Here is a 16,749-nt window from a genome sequence, read left to right on the forward strand (position 1 = left end):
TCGAGGAACGGCTCAGTGCGAGCCGGTGTAGTAGCGGCACGCCTTGCACGCGTACCGCATCTTCGCGACCCGCCAGTGTTTCCGGTACAGATCGAGGTCGGGCGACCGCCGGACGCCGAGGCGCTGGTAGCGCCCGGGACGGCGGCGGCCGGTTTCGTACTGCTCGGTCGCGCGGCCGAGGTGGGCGCGCCGCAGCACGCACCCCCGCGTACCGCAGCGGCCGAGCGCGCCGCGGCAGAACCGGTGCAGCAGCACCAGTTCCCCGGTGACTTCTTCGACCACGCCGTAGCCGGGGTGGTCGCCCCGCCCGGTGAGCCGGACGGGCAGGCCGCAGTACCCGCACTTGAGGGTGCAGGAGAGGCAGCCGGCGATGTGCCTGAGCCGCAGTTCGCGCCGATCTTCGGAGCCGGGTCCTCGGACGCGCGACGCCATGGGGCCTCCTCCGGCGACTGTGATCGGCACCACTGATCTACTGGAGGGTAATGAGGAGGTCACTTCGCGCGACAGGACCGGATGGTCTAGTTGTGTTGCGCCATTCGGCGTAAATATCGGAGCAGGATGACCTTACTGCCCGTATAGCGGGCGGTTCGGTCCGGAATCCGGACGTTCGCGCACCCGATGTGGCGTCGGGTGCGCCCGACACCGACGAGCTGTCCGCGCCTCGAGACAGGCACCGGCCGGCTCAGCAGAACGGCAAGCCGCCCGGAACCTCCGTGAAAAACGGCCCCGAAAGCCGGTCCGCGCCCCGGTCTCGCCACCAGTCGCGCTGGTCCGCGCGCTCGATCCCGGTCACGCCGACCTCCGCGCCGGCCAGGTGGGCCGCTTCGACCAGCGCCGTCAGCGATCGGTCCACCAGCGGGTGCTCCCGGCGCTCCACGAGCCGGGCCGCCACGCGGACCGCGCGCACCGGGAACTCGGTGAGGCACGTGACGTCGCCGAAGCCGTGGATCTCCGCGTCCACGCCGATTTCCGCCAGCACCTTGAGGTTGTCGGCCGCGTCGCCGGAGTCCGCGAGCAGCGCCGGCGACGGGAAGCCGGGCCGCAGGTTGCCGGGCGACAGGCCGGTCGACTCCAGCACACCGCGGATCTCGCCGACCAGCTCCGGGTCGGCGGCCTGGTGCGCCGTCAGCTCGACGGTCAGCGGCATGGCGACGCCGGCCGCCGCGACCTGCTCGACCGCCGTGTGCAGGAGCCACGTGCCCAGCGGCAGCGCCAGGCCCGTCTCCCCCGCCAGCCGCACGCACGTTTCGTGTGGCAGCAGGCCTTCGGTGGGGTGGTTCCAGCGCAGCCGCGCCTCGATGCCCTGCACCGAGCCGTCCGCCGCCGCCACCAGCGGCCGGTAGCCGACCTCGATCTCGCCGTTCTCCCAGGCACCCGCCATCGCCGCGGCGAGCCCGAAGTCGTGGCGGTCGCGGCGGTCCAGCTCGCGGTCGAACAGGCCCCACTGGTTCCCGGCCCGCTGCACGCGGCGCAGCGTCAGGTCCGATGCGCGCAGCAGCTCGGCCGGCGTGATGTCGCGCGGCGGCCGGTGGACGACGCCGATGCTGGCCGACACCGCGACGCCGTGGGTCCCGTCCACGTAGTCCGGCTCGGCCAGCTCGTGGGTGATCCGGCGGACGAGCGTCAGGACACCCGGCGTGTCCGCGGTGTTCTGCACCAGCACGCCGAACTCGTCACCGCCGAGACGCGCGACGAGGGCCTTCTCGCCTTCGAACACCGCCTTCAGCTTCCCGGCGACCCCGCGCAGCACGCGGTCGCCGAGGTCCTGGCCGAGGCCGCCGGTGATCTGCGAGAAGCCGTCGAGGTCGAGGTGGAAGAGCGTGACGCCCCGCGACGCGTCGGCGTCGCGCAGCAGGTTCTCCAGGCGGGTGCTGAAGAACTGCCGGTTCGGCAGCGCGGTGAGCACGTCGTGCAGGGCCTGGTGGGACAGCCGCCGCTGCAGCAGCGACACCTCGGTGTCGTCGTCGACGATCGTGATCAGCTGCCGGGGCGCGCCGACCGCGTCGCGGATCACCGACGCGGCGAACGTGGCCCACATCGGCTCGCCGTCCTTGCCGACCAGGCGGCGTCCGACGCGCAGCCGGTGCAGCCGGCCGGCCACCAGCTCGGCGTAAGCCTCCCGCAGCTCCTCGACCTCCTCCGGGTGAACCAGGTCGAACAAGGTCATCGCGGCGATCTCGGCCGGCGTGCGGTTGAGCGTCTTGGCGAGCGCCGCGTTGGCGCGCAGCACGCGGCCGTTCAGCTCGGTGAGCGCGACGCCGCTGGCCGAGCCGGCGAACACTTCTTCGAACTGCGCGCGCGTGATGACCTGCTTCTGCCGGGTTTCCTGCTCCACCTTGAGCAACGCCCGGCTCAGGCCTTCCTGACGCTTCTGGATGTCTTCGCGCAACATCTCGCCGTAGCCCGAGCTGAGCGCGCCGAGCACCAGCACGACCCGCTCGGCCAGCCCGTCGACCCGGCGCAGCTCCGGCTCACGCAGCAGGGCCTTGCCCAGCACCTCCAGGCTGCGGCGCAGGCTGTCCGCGCCGACGCAGCGCAGCTCGACGAGCCGCGCGCCCGCGGCCGCGGCTTCCTCGAGCTCCGGCGGATCGCTCGCGATCGCTTCGAACAACCGGCCGACGAGCACCGCCAGCTCGCGCTCGATCTCCTCGGGCGTGTGCGGCAGGTACGCGGTCGTGCTGATCAGGTAGCCCCACTTGCGCGCCAGAGTGCCGAGCCGTCTCGCCGCACGTTCGGCGGACGGCTTCTTCCGCGGGTCGTCACCGCGGGGATGGGGAGCAGTCACCTCAGCCTGTCCTGGGTCCAGTCACACTCCGGTCGGGTAGCCGATATATCTTGGCGCGAAATTGCGTCCGGCGCACGAAACAGTATTCATCCAATCGAGTGATAACCCTGCGGAGCGATCGCCAGGCGATCCCGCAGCCACGACCGGGTGGCGTCACGGTAGTTCGCCGCGTTTTCGTGCAACGCAACGGAATGACCGGCACCCGGGAGGACGTACATCGACAGTTTCGACGGGTCGGCGTAATACGGCGCTTCCTGCGCTCGCAGCACACCCGCGTTCGAACAGTCACGCAGCGCGAGCAGGCCGCAGAAAAGAACGTCCTTTTCTCCCACCACCTGGAAAACCGGTACGGTAATTCCCTTCGTCGCCGGCAACATGATCCCGAACAACGCGACCGTGCCCATGCCGGGCACCGAAACCTGGTCCTTGGTCGCGTCGTCGGCGGCGACCACAGCGGGGTCGGAATCGCCCGCGGCGTAGAACAACCCGGTCCGCGCGCCCGGTCGCGTGGTGAAGTAGAGCGGGTCACTGCCCAGCCGGCCGAGCTGCCCGTCGAGCAGCGCGGGCTGCAGACCGAGCGCCGCGCCGAGCGCCAGCACCGGCAGCGCGGGCAGGTGCGTGATGCCGGTGAGGACCACACCGTCGACGTCGTGGTAGGTCGACGCCTCCACGGCGACGACCCCGGACCCGACCGAGTGCCCGACGATGACGACCTTCGCGAACCGCACGCCGCCGACGTGCCCGGCCCGCAGGTGGCCGACCACCTCGTGCGTCGACTCGGCCGCCGCCCAGACCGACAGCGGCAGGCTCAGCGGGCGGCTGCTGCGCCCGGCGCCGAGCTGGTCCGCGGCGAAGGTCGCGTAGCCGTGCGCGGCCATGTCGCGCTGGTAGGAGTAGCGCTCGGGCTGGTACGGCAGGTCCCAGTACGCGCTGTTGTACGTCCCGCCGTGCACGAGCAGCTGGACGGTGTCCGGCGCCTCGCCGGCGGGCAGGCACAGCCGGCCGTGCATGGTGCCGGGCGCGCCCGGCACCAGCGGCGGCAGACCCGGGCCGCTGACCGGCAGATCCGTGTCGGTGCAGGAGATCGCGGCGGCCTCGGCGGGCATCGCGGCGGTCAACGAGGCGAGCAGGACACCGCAGGCGAACAAGGCTGACGTCACCTTGACGGGCAGCTTCACGCGGTCATGCCTTTCATCGGACACAGCCCTCCGGACTCGGACAGGTGAACGAACTCGGGAACACTACACCCGGTAGCCGAACGGGTACCGTCAGGTCCCGCGCGGGACCACGGTCATCGGCAGCCGGTTCGGCTGCATGGTGGCCTTGAGCTGCGCGCGGACCTTCTTGCCCGGCACGGGAACCAGCCGCCAGCGCGCACCGATCGTGGCGGCGATGATGCCGATCTCCGTCGGTGCGAAGACGTGCCCCGGGCACAACCGCGCGCCGGCGCCGAACGGGATGTACGCGCCCTTCGGCAGTTCCGCGGTGTGGCCGGGCGTCCAGCGGTCCGGGTCGAAGCGTTCGGGATCGGGGAACCAGCGCGGGTCCCGGTGCAGGGTGTGCTGGCTGACCGCGACCTCGGTGCCCGCCCGGATGGTGATGCCGCCCAGCTCGACGTCCTCGCGAGCGCGGCGCATGAGGATCAGCGGCGGGGTGCGGCGGACGATCTCGTTGACGATCTGGTGCGTGTACACCAGGTCCGGCAGGTCCTCGAACCGCGCGGGCCGGCCGCCGAGGACGTCGTCGACCTCCGCGTGGAACCGTTTTTCGACGTCCGGGTGCTGTCCGAGCTCGTGGAAGAACCAGGCCAGCGCGACCGCGGTGGTCTCGGCGCCGGTGGTGAGGATCGTGATGACCTCGTCGTGCACCTGCCGGTCGGACATGCCCTCGCCGGTGTCCTCGTCGCGGGCCAGCAGCAGCATCGACAGCAGGTCGCCGTGGTCGGCTCCCTGTTCCCGGGCGGCGACCACGGTTTCGCCGATGACTTCCCGCAGCCGCGCGGCCGCGGCGTCGAACTTCCGGTTCGGCGGGATGGGCAGCTTTTCCACGAATTTCGGAGAAAATGCTCGGATCAGTACGTATTTCAGCATGACCGGGATCGAGCGCTGGATTTCCGCCAGTGCATCGTCGCCGAGCGCGGTGGAGAAGAGCGTCTGTCCCGCGATGGTCAGCACGAGGTCCTGTATCCGCCGGTCGAACTCGACGACTTCGCCGGGCTGCCACGAGCTCGCCAGCTCGTCGGCCAGTTTCGTCATCGTGGTCTCGGCGTAGCCCGCGATCCGCGTGCGACCGAAGGCGGGCATGACGAGGCGGCGCTGGCGGCGGTTGAGCTCGCCGTTCGAGGTGGCCAGACCGTCGCCGAAGAGCGGGCGCATCTTGTCGAAGACGAGGCCCTTGTCGAACTTGTCGGCGTCGGTGGCGAGCACCTGCCAGGACAGTTCCGGGGTCGTGACCACGTGCACCGGCAGCGGGCCGAGGCGGAGTTCGACGACATCTCCGTGCGACGGAAGGGAAGTGAAGAGCTTCAGCGGGTCGCGCAGGAGGGACACCGTGTGCCCGAGCACGGGCCAGCGGCCGGGAACGGGACGTGCGTCCGTCATGTCTCGTCTCCTCGCCACCGAAACACCCTAGCGGGGCGGCGGGCGCGTCGAGTGTCGGTCCACACGAACGGGTGAGAGGGCTACACTCCGCCACTCCAGGAGTCCGCGAGGGTGGGAGGTCCCGTGACCGGGGAGCTGAGCTGGGTACCGCCGGAGATCGACACCACGGTGCCGAACCCGGCGCGGGTGTACGACTTCTGGCTCGACGGCGACCACAACTTCGCCGCCGACCGGGCGCTCGGCGAGCAGATCCTCCAGATCATGCCGGGCGTGCGCGACGCCGCCCGCCTCAACCGCGCGTTCCTGCGCCGCGCGGCGAAGTTCATGGTCGACTCCGGCGTCCGGCAGTTCCTCGACATCGGCGCCGGCATCCCGACCGTGGGGAACCTGCACGAGATCGTCCAGCAGGCCGACCCGTCGTGCCGCGTGGTGTACGTCGACCGCGAATCGGTGGCGGTGGCGCACAGCGAGCTGCTGTTGCAGGACAACGAAAACTGCCTGGTGCTGCAGGCCGACCTGCGCGACGTCAACGACATCTTCGACGGCGCGGGAAAGCTGCTGGACCTGGACCAGCCGGTCGGCGTGTTCATGTTGCTGCTGCTGCACTTCGTGCCGGACTCGTGGGACCCGGCCGGCATCCTGGCTCGCTACCGCGACCGCCTGGCCCCGGGCAGCATGCTGGCGGTCACGCACGTCGCGGCGGACTCCGAGTCCGAGCGGCTTGACGAGGCGGTCGAGGTGTACAAGAGCAACCAGGACCAGCAGAACCAGCCGGTCCCCCGCACGCACGACGAGGTGCTCGCCTTCTTCGACGGCTTCGAGATGGTCGAGCCGGGCGTGGTCGGCTGCGCGATGTGGAAGCCGGAGGGGGTCGGCGACATGTCCGACGACCCGGCGATCAACACGCTGCCGTACGCCGGGGTGGGCCGGAAACCCTGACCGCGGTCGTGAGTGAGAAACAGTGTTCTAACACTGTTTCTCACTCACGACCAGCCGCGGCAAACCGCTCAGCGCAGGGAGAACGTCGCCAGGTTCACCGGCCCGTCGAAGGTCAGGTACACGTCGTGGCGGCCGGTCGCCTTCGCCAGGGCCGCCGTCACCGTCGTGTACGCGTATCGGTCGCCGGTCGACGACACCGAAGCCGTGCCCAGGACCCGGCCGGTCGGCGAGTCCAACCGGACCGTGACGCGTGCTGACTCCACTGTGGACACCGACGCCGTGAACCGGGCCGCGCCGGAAAGGGCGACGTCGCGATACGCCAGCCAGCTCCCGGCCACAGCAGCGACCGAGGTGCCCGACGTCTTCGACGTGTCCGTCAGCGTCGTCCCGGCGTAGTCGTCGAAGTTCTGCGCCTGCGTGGTCCGGCTCAGGTCGCGCGGCGGGATCCGCTCCCCCGGCACGAACACCGGCTGCGCCGCCGAGAGGTCGGCGGCGTTGCGGCCCACCGAGAAGTCGTGCATCCCGGCAGCCACCACAGACCGTCCCAGCGAGGCGTTCCACGACGCCAAGTCCGCCACCGGCACGGAGAACCGCACGGAGCGCGTTTCGTGCGGTGCGAGCGTCACCCGGGAGAAGTCCCGCAACCGCTGCACATCGGACTCCTTCGAGTACAGCTGGACGACGTCCGTCCCGGAGCGAGCACCCGTGTTCGTCACGTCCACACTGACCTGCACGGAACCGCCGACCCGCGAAGCATGCACCGCGCCGTACCGGAAATTCGTGTAGCCGAGCCCGTAACCGAACGGGTACAACGGCTTCCCGCGGTAGTACTGGTACGTCATCCCGGTCTTCTCGATGTCGTAGTCGAGAATGCTCGGCAGCCCGGCGTCGGACGCGTACCAGGTCTGCGTAAGCCGCCCGGTCGGGTCGTGGTCGCCGAACAGGACATCGGCGACCGCGTGCCCGGTCTCCTGCCCGGCGTGGCTCGTCCACACGATCCCCGGCACGGACAGCGTGTCCCAGCCGGTCGTCGGGTAGCTGTTCTCCACCACCACGACGGTGTGCGGATTGACTTTCGAAACCGCTTCGATCAACGCCCGCTGCGCCGGAGCCAGCGAAGTGCTCGTCCGGTCGTTCGCCTCGCGGCCGTTGATGAACGGCATGCTGCCGACCACGACCACCGCGGTGTCGGCACCTCGCGCCGCGTCGACCGCCGAGGAGACGCCGCTCGTGAGCACCTCACGGCCGAACTTCGTCGCGTGCGCCGCGTCGGGCGCGGAGATCGTGAGGACTCCGTCGGCACCGACGACGGCGTAGCGGTTCGGGCCGAACCACGGCTCGGTGACCTCGTTGCCCGCGTACTCGAGCACGTAGCTGCCGTCGGGCTGCGGGTCGAGCTTGAGCTGCTGCTGGACGAACCACCCGGTCGGCTGGTCGACGTCGTTGACCAGCGCGCCGCCGGAGTAGCTCAGGTACTTGCCGTTCGCCGCCGCGCGCAGGGTGTTCTTGTCCGCGCCCCAGTCGAAGACGTCGAAGGACTCCGCCGTGCCCGCGACGGTCCCACCCGCGGTCACCTTGCCCGGCGAGGAAGGCGCGGTCAGGTAGCGACCGGTGGCGAGGTCCTTGAGCGCGATCCGGTCGACGCCTTCGGACGAGGACACCGCGGTCCCGAGCCGTTCCGCGATGCCCTGCTTCGGCGTGACACGGTACTGCATCGCGCCGCTGTACCAGTCTTCGTACAGCGTGTCGGACAGCGGACCGACGACGGCCACCTTCTTCTTCGTCGCGTCGAGCGGAAGCGCGTTCGCGTTGTTGCGCAGCAGGACGACCTGCTCGTCGGCCACCTTGCGCGCGAGGGCGCGGTGCTCCGGCGAGTCGATCACGGCCGGGGTGATCTTCGCGTACGGGTTGCGGCCCGGCGGGTCGAACTCGCCGAGCCGGAAGCGCAGCGACAGCAGGTGCCGGTCGGCCTTTTCGACGTCGGCCATGGTCAGCAGCCCGCGCGTCAGCGCTTCCTTGACGGCCTCGACGGTGATCGAGCCGTTGGTGTCGTTGTCGGTGAAGCTGTCGAGCCCGGCCTTGATGGCCGCCGCGTCCGCTTCCGCCTTGGTGGCGTAGTACTTCTCCGAGTTGACGAGGTTGGACGGGGCGCCGGCGTCGCTGACGACGGCGATGTCCTGGGGCGCCCACTTCCGCAGCAGGCCGCCGAGGTCGGGGCTCACCGTGTTCGGCCGCCCGTTGACCAGGTTGTACGACGGCATGACGCCGTTGGCCGCGCCTGCCTGCAGCGGGATCTTGAACGCCTGTTCGTCGTAGTCGTGCAGGATCTTCGGCGGCACGGAGGAGTTGCTGGTGTCGCGGCTGACCTCGTTGTTGTAGGCGAGGTAGTGCTTCAACGTCGGCGCGGCCTGCAGGTAGCGCGGGTCGTCGCCCTGGATGCCGCGGCCGTACGCCGTCGCGAGCTCACCGGTGAGGTACGGGTCCTCGGAGTAGCCCTCTTCGTTGCGGCCCCACCGCGGGTCGCGCAGCAGGTTGACCACCGGCGCCCACAGGTTGAGGCCCCACAGCGTCGGGTTGCGCGCGTTGAAGCCGCGCGCCTCCTGCCCGACGGCCGTGCCGACCTGCTTGACCAGTGCCGGGTCCCACGTCGACGCCAGGCCGATGGCCTGCGGGAACACCGTGCCGTCGGCTTTGACGACGGCGCCGTTGTTGTCGTAGTCGGTCGACCAGGCGACGCCGTGGAGTGCCTCGGTGCCGGTCTTGAAGACGCCGATGCCCAGGCGTGGGATGGCCGGCTCGTACTGGTGCAGCAGCGAGATCTTCTCGTCGGCCGTCAGCCGGGACAGCAGGTCGTCGATCCTCGTCGCGAGCGGCAGCGCCGGGTCGCGGAACGGCATCGGGGGTGCTGCGAGGGCCGGCGCGGGGGCCAGCAGCAGGGTGGCGGCGACCACCGGGACAAGGGCACGGCGGAGCGGGGACTGGCGCACGAACGGCCTCCCGGATTCGTCGAATCGTTTCGACAGTGCGGCGCGGAACATTCGCGTCGAAGGTGAGGATGGTGACGACTATTACAGTCGTGTGAGCACGAGGTCAAGACTTTCTGGGAGCGCACCCAGGAACTCCGGCCGGCTCCGAAAACTGACCTCTGAGCTGGGCAAAGTTCTCCTATCAGGCGCGTTCGACAGTTTCGACGCGAGTGGTGATCGTCGAATGCGAATCGAATATCTTCCGACGGCAAATCCTGCTTGTGTTTCGCGCGGGTGTCCCCTACCTTCGTGCCATTGTCGATGCGCTTCGACAGCGGCGCACCCCGTCACGTCCCCAGGAGGCCGCCCGTGGTCACGATCAACGACGTCGCGACGGCGGCGGGCGTGGCACCCAGCACGGTGTCGTACGTGATCAGCGGCAAGCGCTCGATCTCGCCGAAGACCCGGCGGCTGGTCGAGGAAAGTATCCGCAAGCTCGGCTACCACCCGCACGCCGGGGCCCGGGCGCTCGCCAGCAGCAAGACGAACGTGCTCGCCCTGGTCGTGCCGCTGCGCACGGACCTCAACGTCGCGGTGGTGATGGAGTTCGTCGCCTCGGCGGTCACCGCGGCCCGCGCGCACGACCACGATCTGCTGCTGCTCACCAAGGACGAAGGCCCCGCCGCGCTGCAGCGGGTGGCGTCGTCGGCGATCGCCGACGCGCTGATGGTGATGGACGTCGAAGCCGCCGATCCGCGGGTGCCGATGCTCATCGCGCTCGACCTGCCGGTGGTGCTCATCGGCGTGCCCGACCACCCGGCCGGGCTGAGCTGCGTGGACCTGGACTTCACCGCCGCCGGTTCGGCGTGCGTCGCGCACCTGGCCGACCTCGGCCACCGCTCGGTCGCGCTGATCGGCCCCTCCCCCGCCGTCTACCGGCGCGGCACGAGCTACGCGACGCGGTTCCTGCGCGGGTTCGACGACGCCGCGAAGAGCCACGACATCCGGGCGACGAACCGGCCGTGCGCCCACTCCTACGAAGCGGTGAGCGCCTGCCTCGACGACCTGCTCACCGCCGATCCGGACCTGACCGGCCTGGTCGTGCACAACGAGGCCGTGCTCCCCGGGCTGCTTTCGGACCTGCGCCACCGCGGCCTGCGGGTGCCCGAGGACATCTCCGTCGTCGCCGTCTGCCCGGACAGCATGGCCGAGCAGCACCCGGTCCGGCTGACCACCGTCGCCATCCCGGCCGAGGAGGTCGGGGCCCAGGCCGTCGAGATGACCATGCGCCGGCTCGCCGGCCACACCACCCCCGAGGTCCGGCTCCTCGGACCCCGCCTCACCCGGCGCGACAGCACCGCCGCGCCCCGCACCTGAACCGGTTCTGCTCCAGCGTCGAAGGAGGATCACCATGTCCCTACCCCGTCGCGCCCTGATCCTGGCCGCGAGCGCCGCGCTGCTCACCGCGTGCAGCCCCAGCCCCGCTCCGCAGGCCTCGGGCGATGCGAACGCCCCGGCCGCCACGTCGATCACCGAGCTCGACTACTACGCCGACGAGCAGGGAACCGCGGCGTGGCAGAAGATCCTCGACGCCTGCGCCGCGCAGACCGGGATCAAGATCCAGCGCCAGACCGTGCCGACCGCCCAGATGCTGCCGAAGGTCCTGCAGGGCGCGAGCTCGAAGACGCTGCCGGACCTGCTCTTCACCGACAACCCGACGCTGCAGCAGGTCGCCGCGACCGGCGCGCTGACCCCGCTGGACGGCTACGGCATCACCACCGACGGCTACTACCCGAGCATCGTCAAGGCCGGGACCTACCAGGACAAGCTGTACGGCGTCGCCCCTGGCGTCAACGGCCTCGCGCTCATCTACAACAAGGACCTTCTCACCGCGGCCGGCGTGGCACCGCCCAAGACCTGGGACGAGCTGAAGGCCGCCGCGACGAAGCTCACCAAGGACGGCAAGTACGGCCTCGCGTTCTCCGCGATCCCGTCCGAAGAGGGCACCTGGCAGTTCCTCCCGTTCTTCTGGAGCAACGGCGCCGAACTGTCCCAGCTGGACTCCGCGCAGTCCGTGAAAGCGCTTCAATTCGTCACGGACCTCGTGAACTCCGGCTCGGCGTCGAAGTCCGTGGTGACCTGGAACCAGAACGATGTCGCCGACCAGTTCGTCGCGGGCAACGCGGCGATGATGGTCAACGGCTCGTGGAACCTGGCCCGGCTCGACGAGCAGAAGTCCCTGCACTACGGCGTGGTGCCGATCCCGGTGCCGCAGGTGGGCGCGAAGCCGGTGGTCGCGCTCGGCGGCGAGGTCGGCACCGTGCCGGTCACCAGCGGGCCCACGCAGCAGGCGGCCGGGAAGGTGCTCTCCTGCATCCTCTCGGAGCCGACGATGCTCGAGTGGAGCAAGGCGCACGCCTACATCCCGTCGAAGACGGCCGCCGCGACCAAGTTCGGCGCGCAGCAACCGGCGATGCAGGCGTTCGTCGACGAGGTCGGTTCCGCCCGCTCCCGCACCGCCGAGCTCGGCGAGAAGTACCCGAAGGTTTCCCAGGCGCTGGCCGACGCGATCCAGGCGGCGCTGACCGGGAAGCAGCCGGCCGACCAGGCGCTGAAGGCCGCACAACAAGCGAGCGGTTCGTGACCTTGGTGGCTCCGGCCGTCGCGGCACCACCCCGCGCCGGCCGGAAACCCCGGCGGGACAACCGGTTCGCCGCGTGGATGTTCCTGCTGCCGGCCCTGGCCTACCTCGTCGTGTTCTTCGGCTACCCACTCGCCGCGAACGTCGTGATGAGCGCCCAGGACTACACAGTGAAGTCGTTCTACACCGGCGAAGCGCCCTTTGTCGGCTTCGCCAATTACGCCGCCGTGTTCGGCAACCCGCTCTTCTCCACGGCGGTCGTCAACACGGTGCTGTTCACCGCCGGGTCGCTCGTCTTCCAGTTCGGCATCGGCCTCGCGCTCGCGGTCTTCTTCAGCGGCCGCTTCCTCGGCAGCGCGCTGCTGCGGTCGCTGCTCCTGCTGCCCTGGCTGCTGCCGCTGGTGGTCAGCGGGGCGGTCTGGCGGTGGATGTTCGACCAGGACCACGGCGTGCTGAACGCCGCCCTGCGGTTCGTCGGCCTCGACGCGGTGCCCTGGCTGAGCAGCACCGGCTGGGCGCTGCCCGCGGTGATCCTCACGAACATCTGGATCGGCATCCCGTTCAACCTGGTGATCCTGCACGGCGGCCTGCGCGCGATCCCCGCGTCCCTCTACGAGGCCGCGTCGCTCGACGGCGCGGGCGCGTGGCAGCGGTTCCGGCACGTCACCTGGCCGCTGCTGCGGCCGGTCACCGGGATCGTGCTCATGCTCGGGCTGGTCTACACGATCAAGGTGTTCGACGTGATCATGGTCGTCACCGGCGGCGGGCCGGCCAACGCGACGCAGACGCTCACGACGTGGTCCTACCGGCTGTCCTTCCAGGACTTCGCGTTCGGGCAGGGCGCCGCGGTCGGGAACGTCCTCATCCTGGTGGCGACGGTGTTCGGCTTGCTGTACCTGCGCTCGGCGAAGGCGACCTTGGCCGAGGCGGCGGCGTGAAGGCCCGGACGGTGTTCGGCGTCCTGATCGTCGCGATCCTGCTGTTCCCGCTGTACTGGATGGTCAACGCCTCCCTGCAGCCCAGCGGCGCGCTGCTGCGCCCGGACCCGGCATTCTTCCCCGTCGACGGCACCCTGGACGGTTATCGCAAGGCGTTGTCCTCCCAAGGGCCGCACCTGCTTTCCAGCGTCGTCGTCGCGCTCGGCACGGTGCTCGTGTCGCTCGCGATCGCCGCGCCCGCGTCGTACGCGCTGGCCCAGCTGAAGGTCCGCGGCGGGCCGGTCCTGGTGTTCGTGCTGCTCATCGTGCAGATGATCCCGGGCATCGTGATGGCCAACGCGCTCTACACGGTGTTCAGCAACCTCGGCCTGATCGACAACTACCTCGGGCTGGTGCTGGCGGACTCGACCGCGACCATCCCGTTCGCCGTGCTCCTGCTGCGGGCGTTCATGATTTCGGTGCCGAAAGAACTCACCGAAGCGTCGAGAGTGGACGGCGCCGGCTACTGGCGGACGTTCCGCTCGATCATCCTCCCGGTCAGCCGCAACGCGCTCGTCACGGCCGGGCTGTTCTCGTTCCTGTTCGCCTGGGCCGACTTCCTCTTCGCCGTCACCCTCACCACCGGGCAGTCGTTCGAGCCCATCACGGTGGGCATCTACCGGTTCGTCGGCAACCAGTCCGCCGACTGGAACGGGATCATGGCCACCGCCGTCCTCGCCGCGGTCCCCGCGGCCGTCCTGCTCGTCGTCGCCCAGCGGTACGTCGTCGCCGGGCTGACCAGCGGCGCCGTCAAAGACTAAGGAGACCGCGTGATCACGTCCGAAGACGGCCGCTCGCTCGAAGTCACCGTGCGGCACGAGGTCCTGCGCGTCGAACCGTGGGGCGACGGCAGCCTGCGCGTGCGCGCGGGCCGGCACCGCATCCTCGACGACGTCCCGGGGGCGCTGCTGCCCGCGAAGCCGTCGGCCGCCACCGCGGAAACGGACGGGCGGTTCGGCAAGGTCGTCAACGGCCAGCTGACCGCGATCGTCGAGATCGCCGACACCGACACCGGGATCGACGCGCAGCTGCGGTTCGTCCGGACCGGCACCGGGGAGGAGCTGCTTTCCGAGCAGCGTGCGCACTTCTGGTGGCCCGGCGCGCGGCTGTTCATGCCCTCACGCAACGGGTACGGCCGCCTCGAGCAGCGGTTCACCGCCTACGACGACGAGCGGATCTACGGACTCGGGCAGCACACGCACGGCCGGCTCGACCAGAAGGGCCTCGTGCTGGACCTGGTGCAGCGCAACGCCGAGGTGACGGTGCCGTTCCTGCTGTCCAGCCGCGGCTACGGGTTCCTGTGGAACAGCCCGGCGGTCGGCCGGGTGGAGCTGGCCGCCAACGGCACCCGCTGGGTCGCCGACGACGCCCGCCAGCTCGACTACTGGGTCACCACCGGCGACGGCCCCCGGGAGATCCTCGGCCACTACGCCGACGCGACCGGGTACGCGCCGATGCTGCCGGAGTGGGCGGCCGGCTTCTGGCAGTCGAAGCTGCGCTACCGCACCCAGGAGGAGCTCCTGTCCGTGGCGCGCGAGTACCACGCGCGCGGGTTGCCGCTGTCGGTGATCGTGGCGGACTTTTTCCACTGGACGCACCTCGGCGACTGGAAGTTCGACCCGGCCGAGTGGCCCGAGCCGGCGGGGCTGGTGCGGGAGCTCGACGAGCTGGGCGTCAAGCTGATGGTGTCGGTGTGGCCGTCGGTGAGCCCGCTGTCGTCGAACTACCGGGAGCTGCACGAACAGGGGCTGCTGGTCGCCGCCGAGAGCGGGGTCCCGGCGCACGCGCCGTGGAAGGACAAGGGGTTCGGCACCGAGATGCCGGTGGCGTTCTACGACGCGACCAACCCGGCGGCGCGGCGGTTCGTCTGGTCGAAGGTCAAGGAGAACTACTACGACCTGGGCGTGCGCGCGTGGTGGCTGGACGGCGACGAGCCCGAGATCCAGCCGGGCCACCCGCACAACCTCGGCTTCCACGCCGGCCCGGGCGCGGAGGTGTTCAACCTCTACCCGCAGGCGAACGCGCAGGCGTTCCACGACGGCATCCGCCGCGAGGGCGGCGACGAGGTCGTGCTCCTGTCCCGCTCGGCGTGGGCGGGCAGCCAGCGGTTCGGGGCGGCGCTGTGGTCGGGTGACGTCCCGGCGACGTGGGCGTCGCTGCGGGTGCAGGTCCGGGCGGGGCTGAACGTGGCCCTGGCCGGGATCCCCTGGTGGACGACGGACATCGGTGGCTTCCACGGCGGCGACCCGTCGTCACCCGAGTACCGCGAGCTGATGGTCCGCTGGTTCCAGTACGGGGTGTTCTGCCCGCTGTTCCGCCTGCACGGATTCCGCGACCCGCGGCCGCCGTTCGGCCCGGAGATGACCGGCGGGCCCAACGAAGTCTGGTCCTTCGGCGATCCGGCGTACGCCGCGATCACCGAGTCGCTGCGGCTGCGGGAACGGCTGCGGCCGTACCTGATGACCCAGATGCGGGTGGCGCACGAGCAGGGCATCCCCCCGATGCGGCCGCTGTTCGTCGACTTCCCCGCGGACGCTCCTTCCTGGGACGTCTCCGACCAGTTCCTGCTCGGCCCGGACGTCCTCGTCGCGCCGGTGCTCTCGCCGGGGGCCACCTCCCGGGCTGTGTACCTCCCTGCGGGGGCCGAGTGGACGGACGCGGTGACCGGCTCGCGCCACGAAGGCGGGGTCACGATCGAGGCGGCCGCACCGGCGGACCGCATCCCGGTGTTCCTGCGGGACGGCGCCCAGGTGCCGATCCGCCCGCCCGCCGAAAGGTCTTGAATGAGTCATTCAGGACCTCCGAAGACCTGAATGACTCATTCAAGACCACTGGGCTGGCCATCGGAGGCCACGCCGGTCCGCAGCTCGGCCCAGTGTCCCGGCTTGAGCGGCTGGGGCGGCCCGGCCGTCCAGCCCGGCGGCCAGTGCCGGACCGCGTGGACGTCCGCGCGGGCGCGCGCCCGGGGGAACCGGAACCGCTCGGCCGTCGCTCCCGTGAAGTCGGCGTGCCCGCCGAACCGGGCACCGCCGAAGAAGGCGTCGGTCGCGAAGCGCGCGCCGCGGAACGTGGTGCGGCCCGCGAAACCGGCGCCCGCGAACGAGACGTCGTCGGCGAACACGACCTCCGAGAAGTCGGTGCGGGCCGAGAACCGGGCTTCGTCGAACCACATCGCGCGACCCGCGGTCGCCTGCGCGAAATCCGCGCTCCCGGTGAAGGTCGCGTTCTCGAAGTCCGCGCCCACGCCGAACCGCGCTCCACCGAAGCAGGCGTGGCGCGCGAAACACGCCTCTTCGAAGCACGCGAGACCGGTGAAGACCACCCCTTCGAAGTGGGCGTCGCCGACGAAGCGCACGCTGCGGAACGCGACGTCGAGGACCTCGCAGCCGCGCAGGTCCAGGTCGTGGAGCACGACGTGTCCGGCACGCAGGTACATCCCGGGCCAGAAGCGTGGCGAGTCCCGCCGCAGGTGCGGGAGCAGGAGCCGCCAGAGCTCCGCCTGCCACGCCGGCTGGTCGTGCCACCGGTAGCGGAACTGCTCGACGATCTCGTCGACGCAGTCCTGCCGTCGCGCGGGATCGGTGTCGGCCAGCTCGGCGAGGCGGTCCAGCGCGGCCAGCCGGGCGGTGTGCTCGTCGGCGAGCAGCTGAGCCGTGACCTCGGGTTCCATCAGCTCCGGCGGCGCCGCCGGGGTGAGCACCTGCACGGGCGGGCTCCGGCGGAGGACCAGCCACGCCGTGACCGCGCCGGAGACGGCGCCGATCAGCGCCAGGACCGCGAACGGCGTAACGGTGGACATGCCGGGATTGTCCCGTCTCGCACCGTTTCGCGACACCTGATT

General features: G+C 70.5%; 12 protein-coding genes. 6 read left to right on the forward strand and 6 right to left on the reverse strand.

What is annotated here, in order from left to right; all coding sequences use genetic code 11:
• Positions 1–12: 12 nt before the first annotated feature.
• From AB0M59_RS17495 to AB0M59_RS17510, 4 genes are all read right to left on the reverse strand, one after another.
• Positions 13–432 carry a hypothetical protein gene (locus AB0M59_RS17495; protein WP_364615837.1) on the reverse strand — a complete coding sequence of 140 codons (420 nt, stop codon included), beginning with the start codon at positions 430–432 and terminating at the stop codon, positions 13–15.
• Between the two features lie 250 nt (positions 433–682).
• The gene (locus tag AB0M59_RS17500; protein WP_364615840.1) at positions 683–2,785 is read right to left on the reverse strand and encodes an EAL domain-containing protein; all 2,103 of its coding nucleotides are present in this window, start codon (positions 2,783–2,785) and stop codon (positions 683–685) included.
• 86 nt (positions 2,786–2,871) lie between these two features.
• Positions 2,872–3,963 carry an alpha/beta fold hydrolase gene (locus tag AB0M59_RS17505; protein WP_364615843.1) on the reverse strand — a complete coding sequence of 364 codons (1,092 nt, stop codon included), beginning with the start codon at positions 3,961–3,963 and terminating at the stop codon, positions 2,872–2,874.
• 90 nt (positions 3,964–4,053) lie between these two features.
• Positions 4,054–5,385 (reverse strand): cytochrome P450, encoded by a 1,332-nt coding sequence (locus tag AB0M59_RS17510; RefSeq protein ID WP_364615846.1) that lies wholly within the window; start codon positions 5,383–5,385, stop codon positions 4,054–4,056.
• Between the two features lie 123 nt (positions 5,386–5,508).
• On the opposite strand from AB0M59_RS17510, the gene AB0M59_RS17515 reads away from it, so the two are divergent.
• On the forward strand, positions 5,509–6,324 hold the full coding sequence (locus AB0M59_RS17515; protein ID WP_364615849.1) for an SAM-dependent methyltransferase: 816 nt from the start codon (positions 5,509–5,511) through the stop codon (positions 6,322–6,324).
• A gap of 68 nt (positions 6,325–6,392) precedes the next feature.
• Here AB0M59_RS17515 and AB0M59_RS17520 read toward each other — a convergent pair whose 3' ends face one another.
• Positions 6,393–9,275 (reverse strand): glycoside hydrolase family 3 C-terminal domain-containing protein, encoded by a 2,883-nt coding sequence (locus AB0M59_RS17520; RefSeq protein ID WP_364615852.1) that lies wholly within the window; start codon positions 9,273–9,275, stop codon positions 6,393–6,395.
• A gap of 384 nt (positions 9,276–9,659) precedes the next feature.
• Here AB0M59_RS17520 and AB0M59_RS17525 point away from each other — a divergent pair, with 384 nt between their 5' ends.
• Genes AB0M59_RS17525 through AB0M59_RS17545 form a run of 5 tightly spaced genes read left to right on the forward strand, consistent with a single transcriptional unit; the run spans position 9,660 to position 15,691 of the window.
• Complete coding sequence (locus AB0M59_RS17525; protein WP_364615855.1) at positions 9,660–10,667, forward strand: LacI family DNA-binding transcriptional regulator; 1,008 nt, start codon at positions 9,660–9,662, stop codon at positions 10,665–10,667.
• 34 nt (positions 10,668–10,701) lie between these two features.
• On the forward strand, positions 10,702–11,934 hold the full coding sequence (locus AB0M59_RS17530; protein ID WP_364615858.1) for a sugar ABC transporter substrate-binding protein: 1,233 nt from the start codon (positions 10,702–10,704) through the stop codon (positions 11,932–11,934).
• A 2-nt stretch (positions 11,935–11,936) separates the two neighbouring features.
• The gene (locus AB0M59_RS17535) at positions 11,937–12,869 is read left to right on the forward strand and encodes a sugar ABC transporter permease (protein ID WP_364615967.1); all 933 of its coding nucleotides are present in this window, start codon (positions 11,937–11,939) and stop codon (positions 12,867–12,869) included.
• On the forward strand, positions 12,866–13,669 hold the full coding sequence (locus AB0M59_RS17540) for a carbohydrate ABC transporter permease (RefSeq protein WP_364615861.1): 804 nt from the start codon (positions 12,866–12,868) through the stop codon (positions 13,667–13,669). Before AB0M59_RS17535 ends, AB0M59_RS17540 begins: the two co-directional genes overlap by 4 nt.
• Before the next feature lie 9 nt (positions 13,670–13,678).
• Positions 13,679–15,691: a glycoside hydrolase family 31 protein gene (locus AB0M59_RS17545; protein WP_364615864.1), complete on the forward strand. Its 2,013-nt coding sequence runs from the start codon at positions 13,679–13,681 to the stop codon at positions 15,689–15,691.
• A 35-nt stretch (positions 15,692–15,726) separates the two neighbouring features.
• On the opposite strand, the gene AB0M59_RS17550 is transcribed toward AB0M59_RS17545, so the two are convergent.
• The gene (locus AB0M59_RS17550; protein ID WP_364615867.1) at positions 15,727–16,707 is read right to left on the reverse strand and encodes a pentapeptide repeat-containing protein; all 981 of its coding nucleotides are present in this window, start codon (positions 16,705–16,707) and stop codon (positions 15,727–15,729) included.
• Positions 16,708–16,749 lie beyond the last annotated feature (42 nt).

Source organism: Amycolatopsis sp. NPDC051371 (assembly GCF_040682155.1).
Lineage (GTDB): Bacteria > Actinomycetota > Actinomycetes > Mycobacteriales > Pseudonocardiaceae > Amycolatopsis.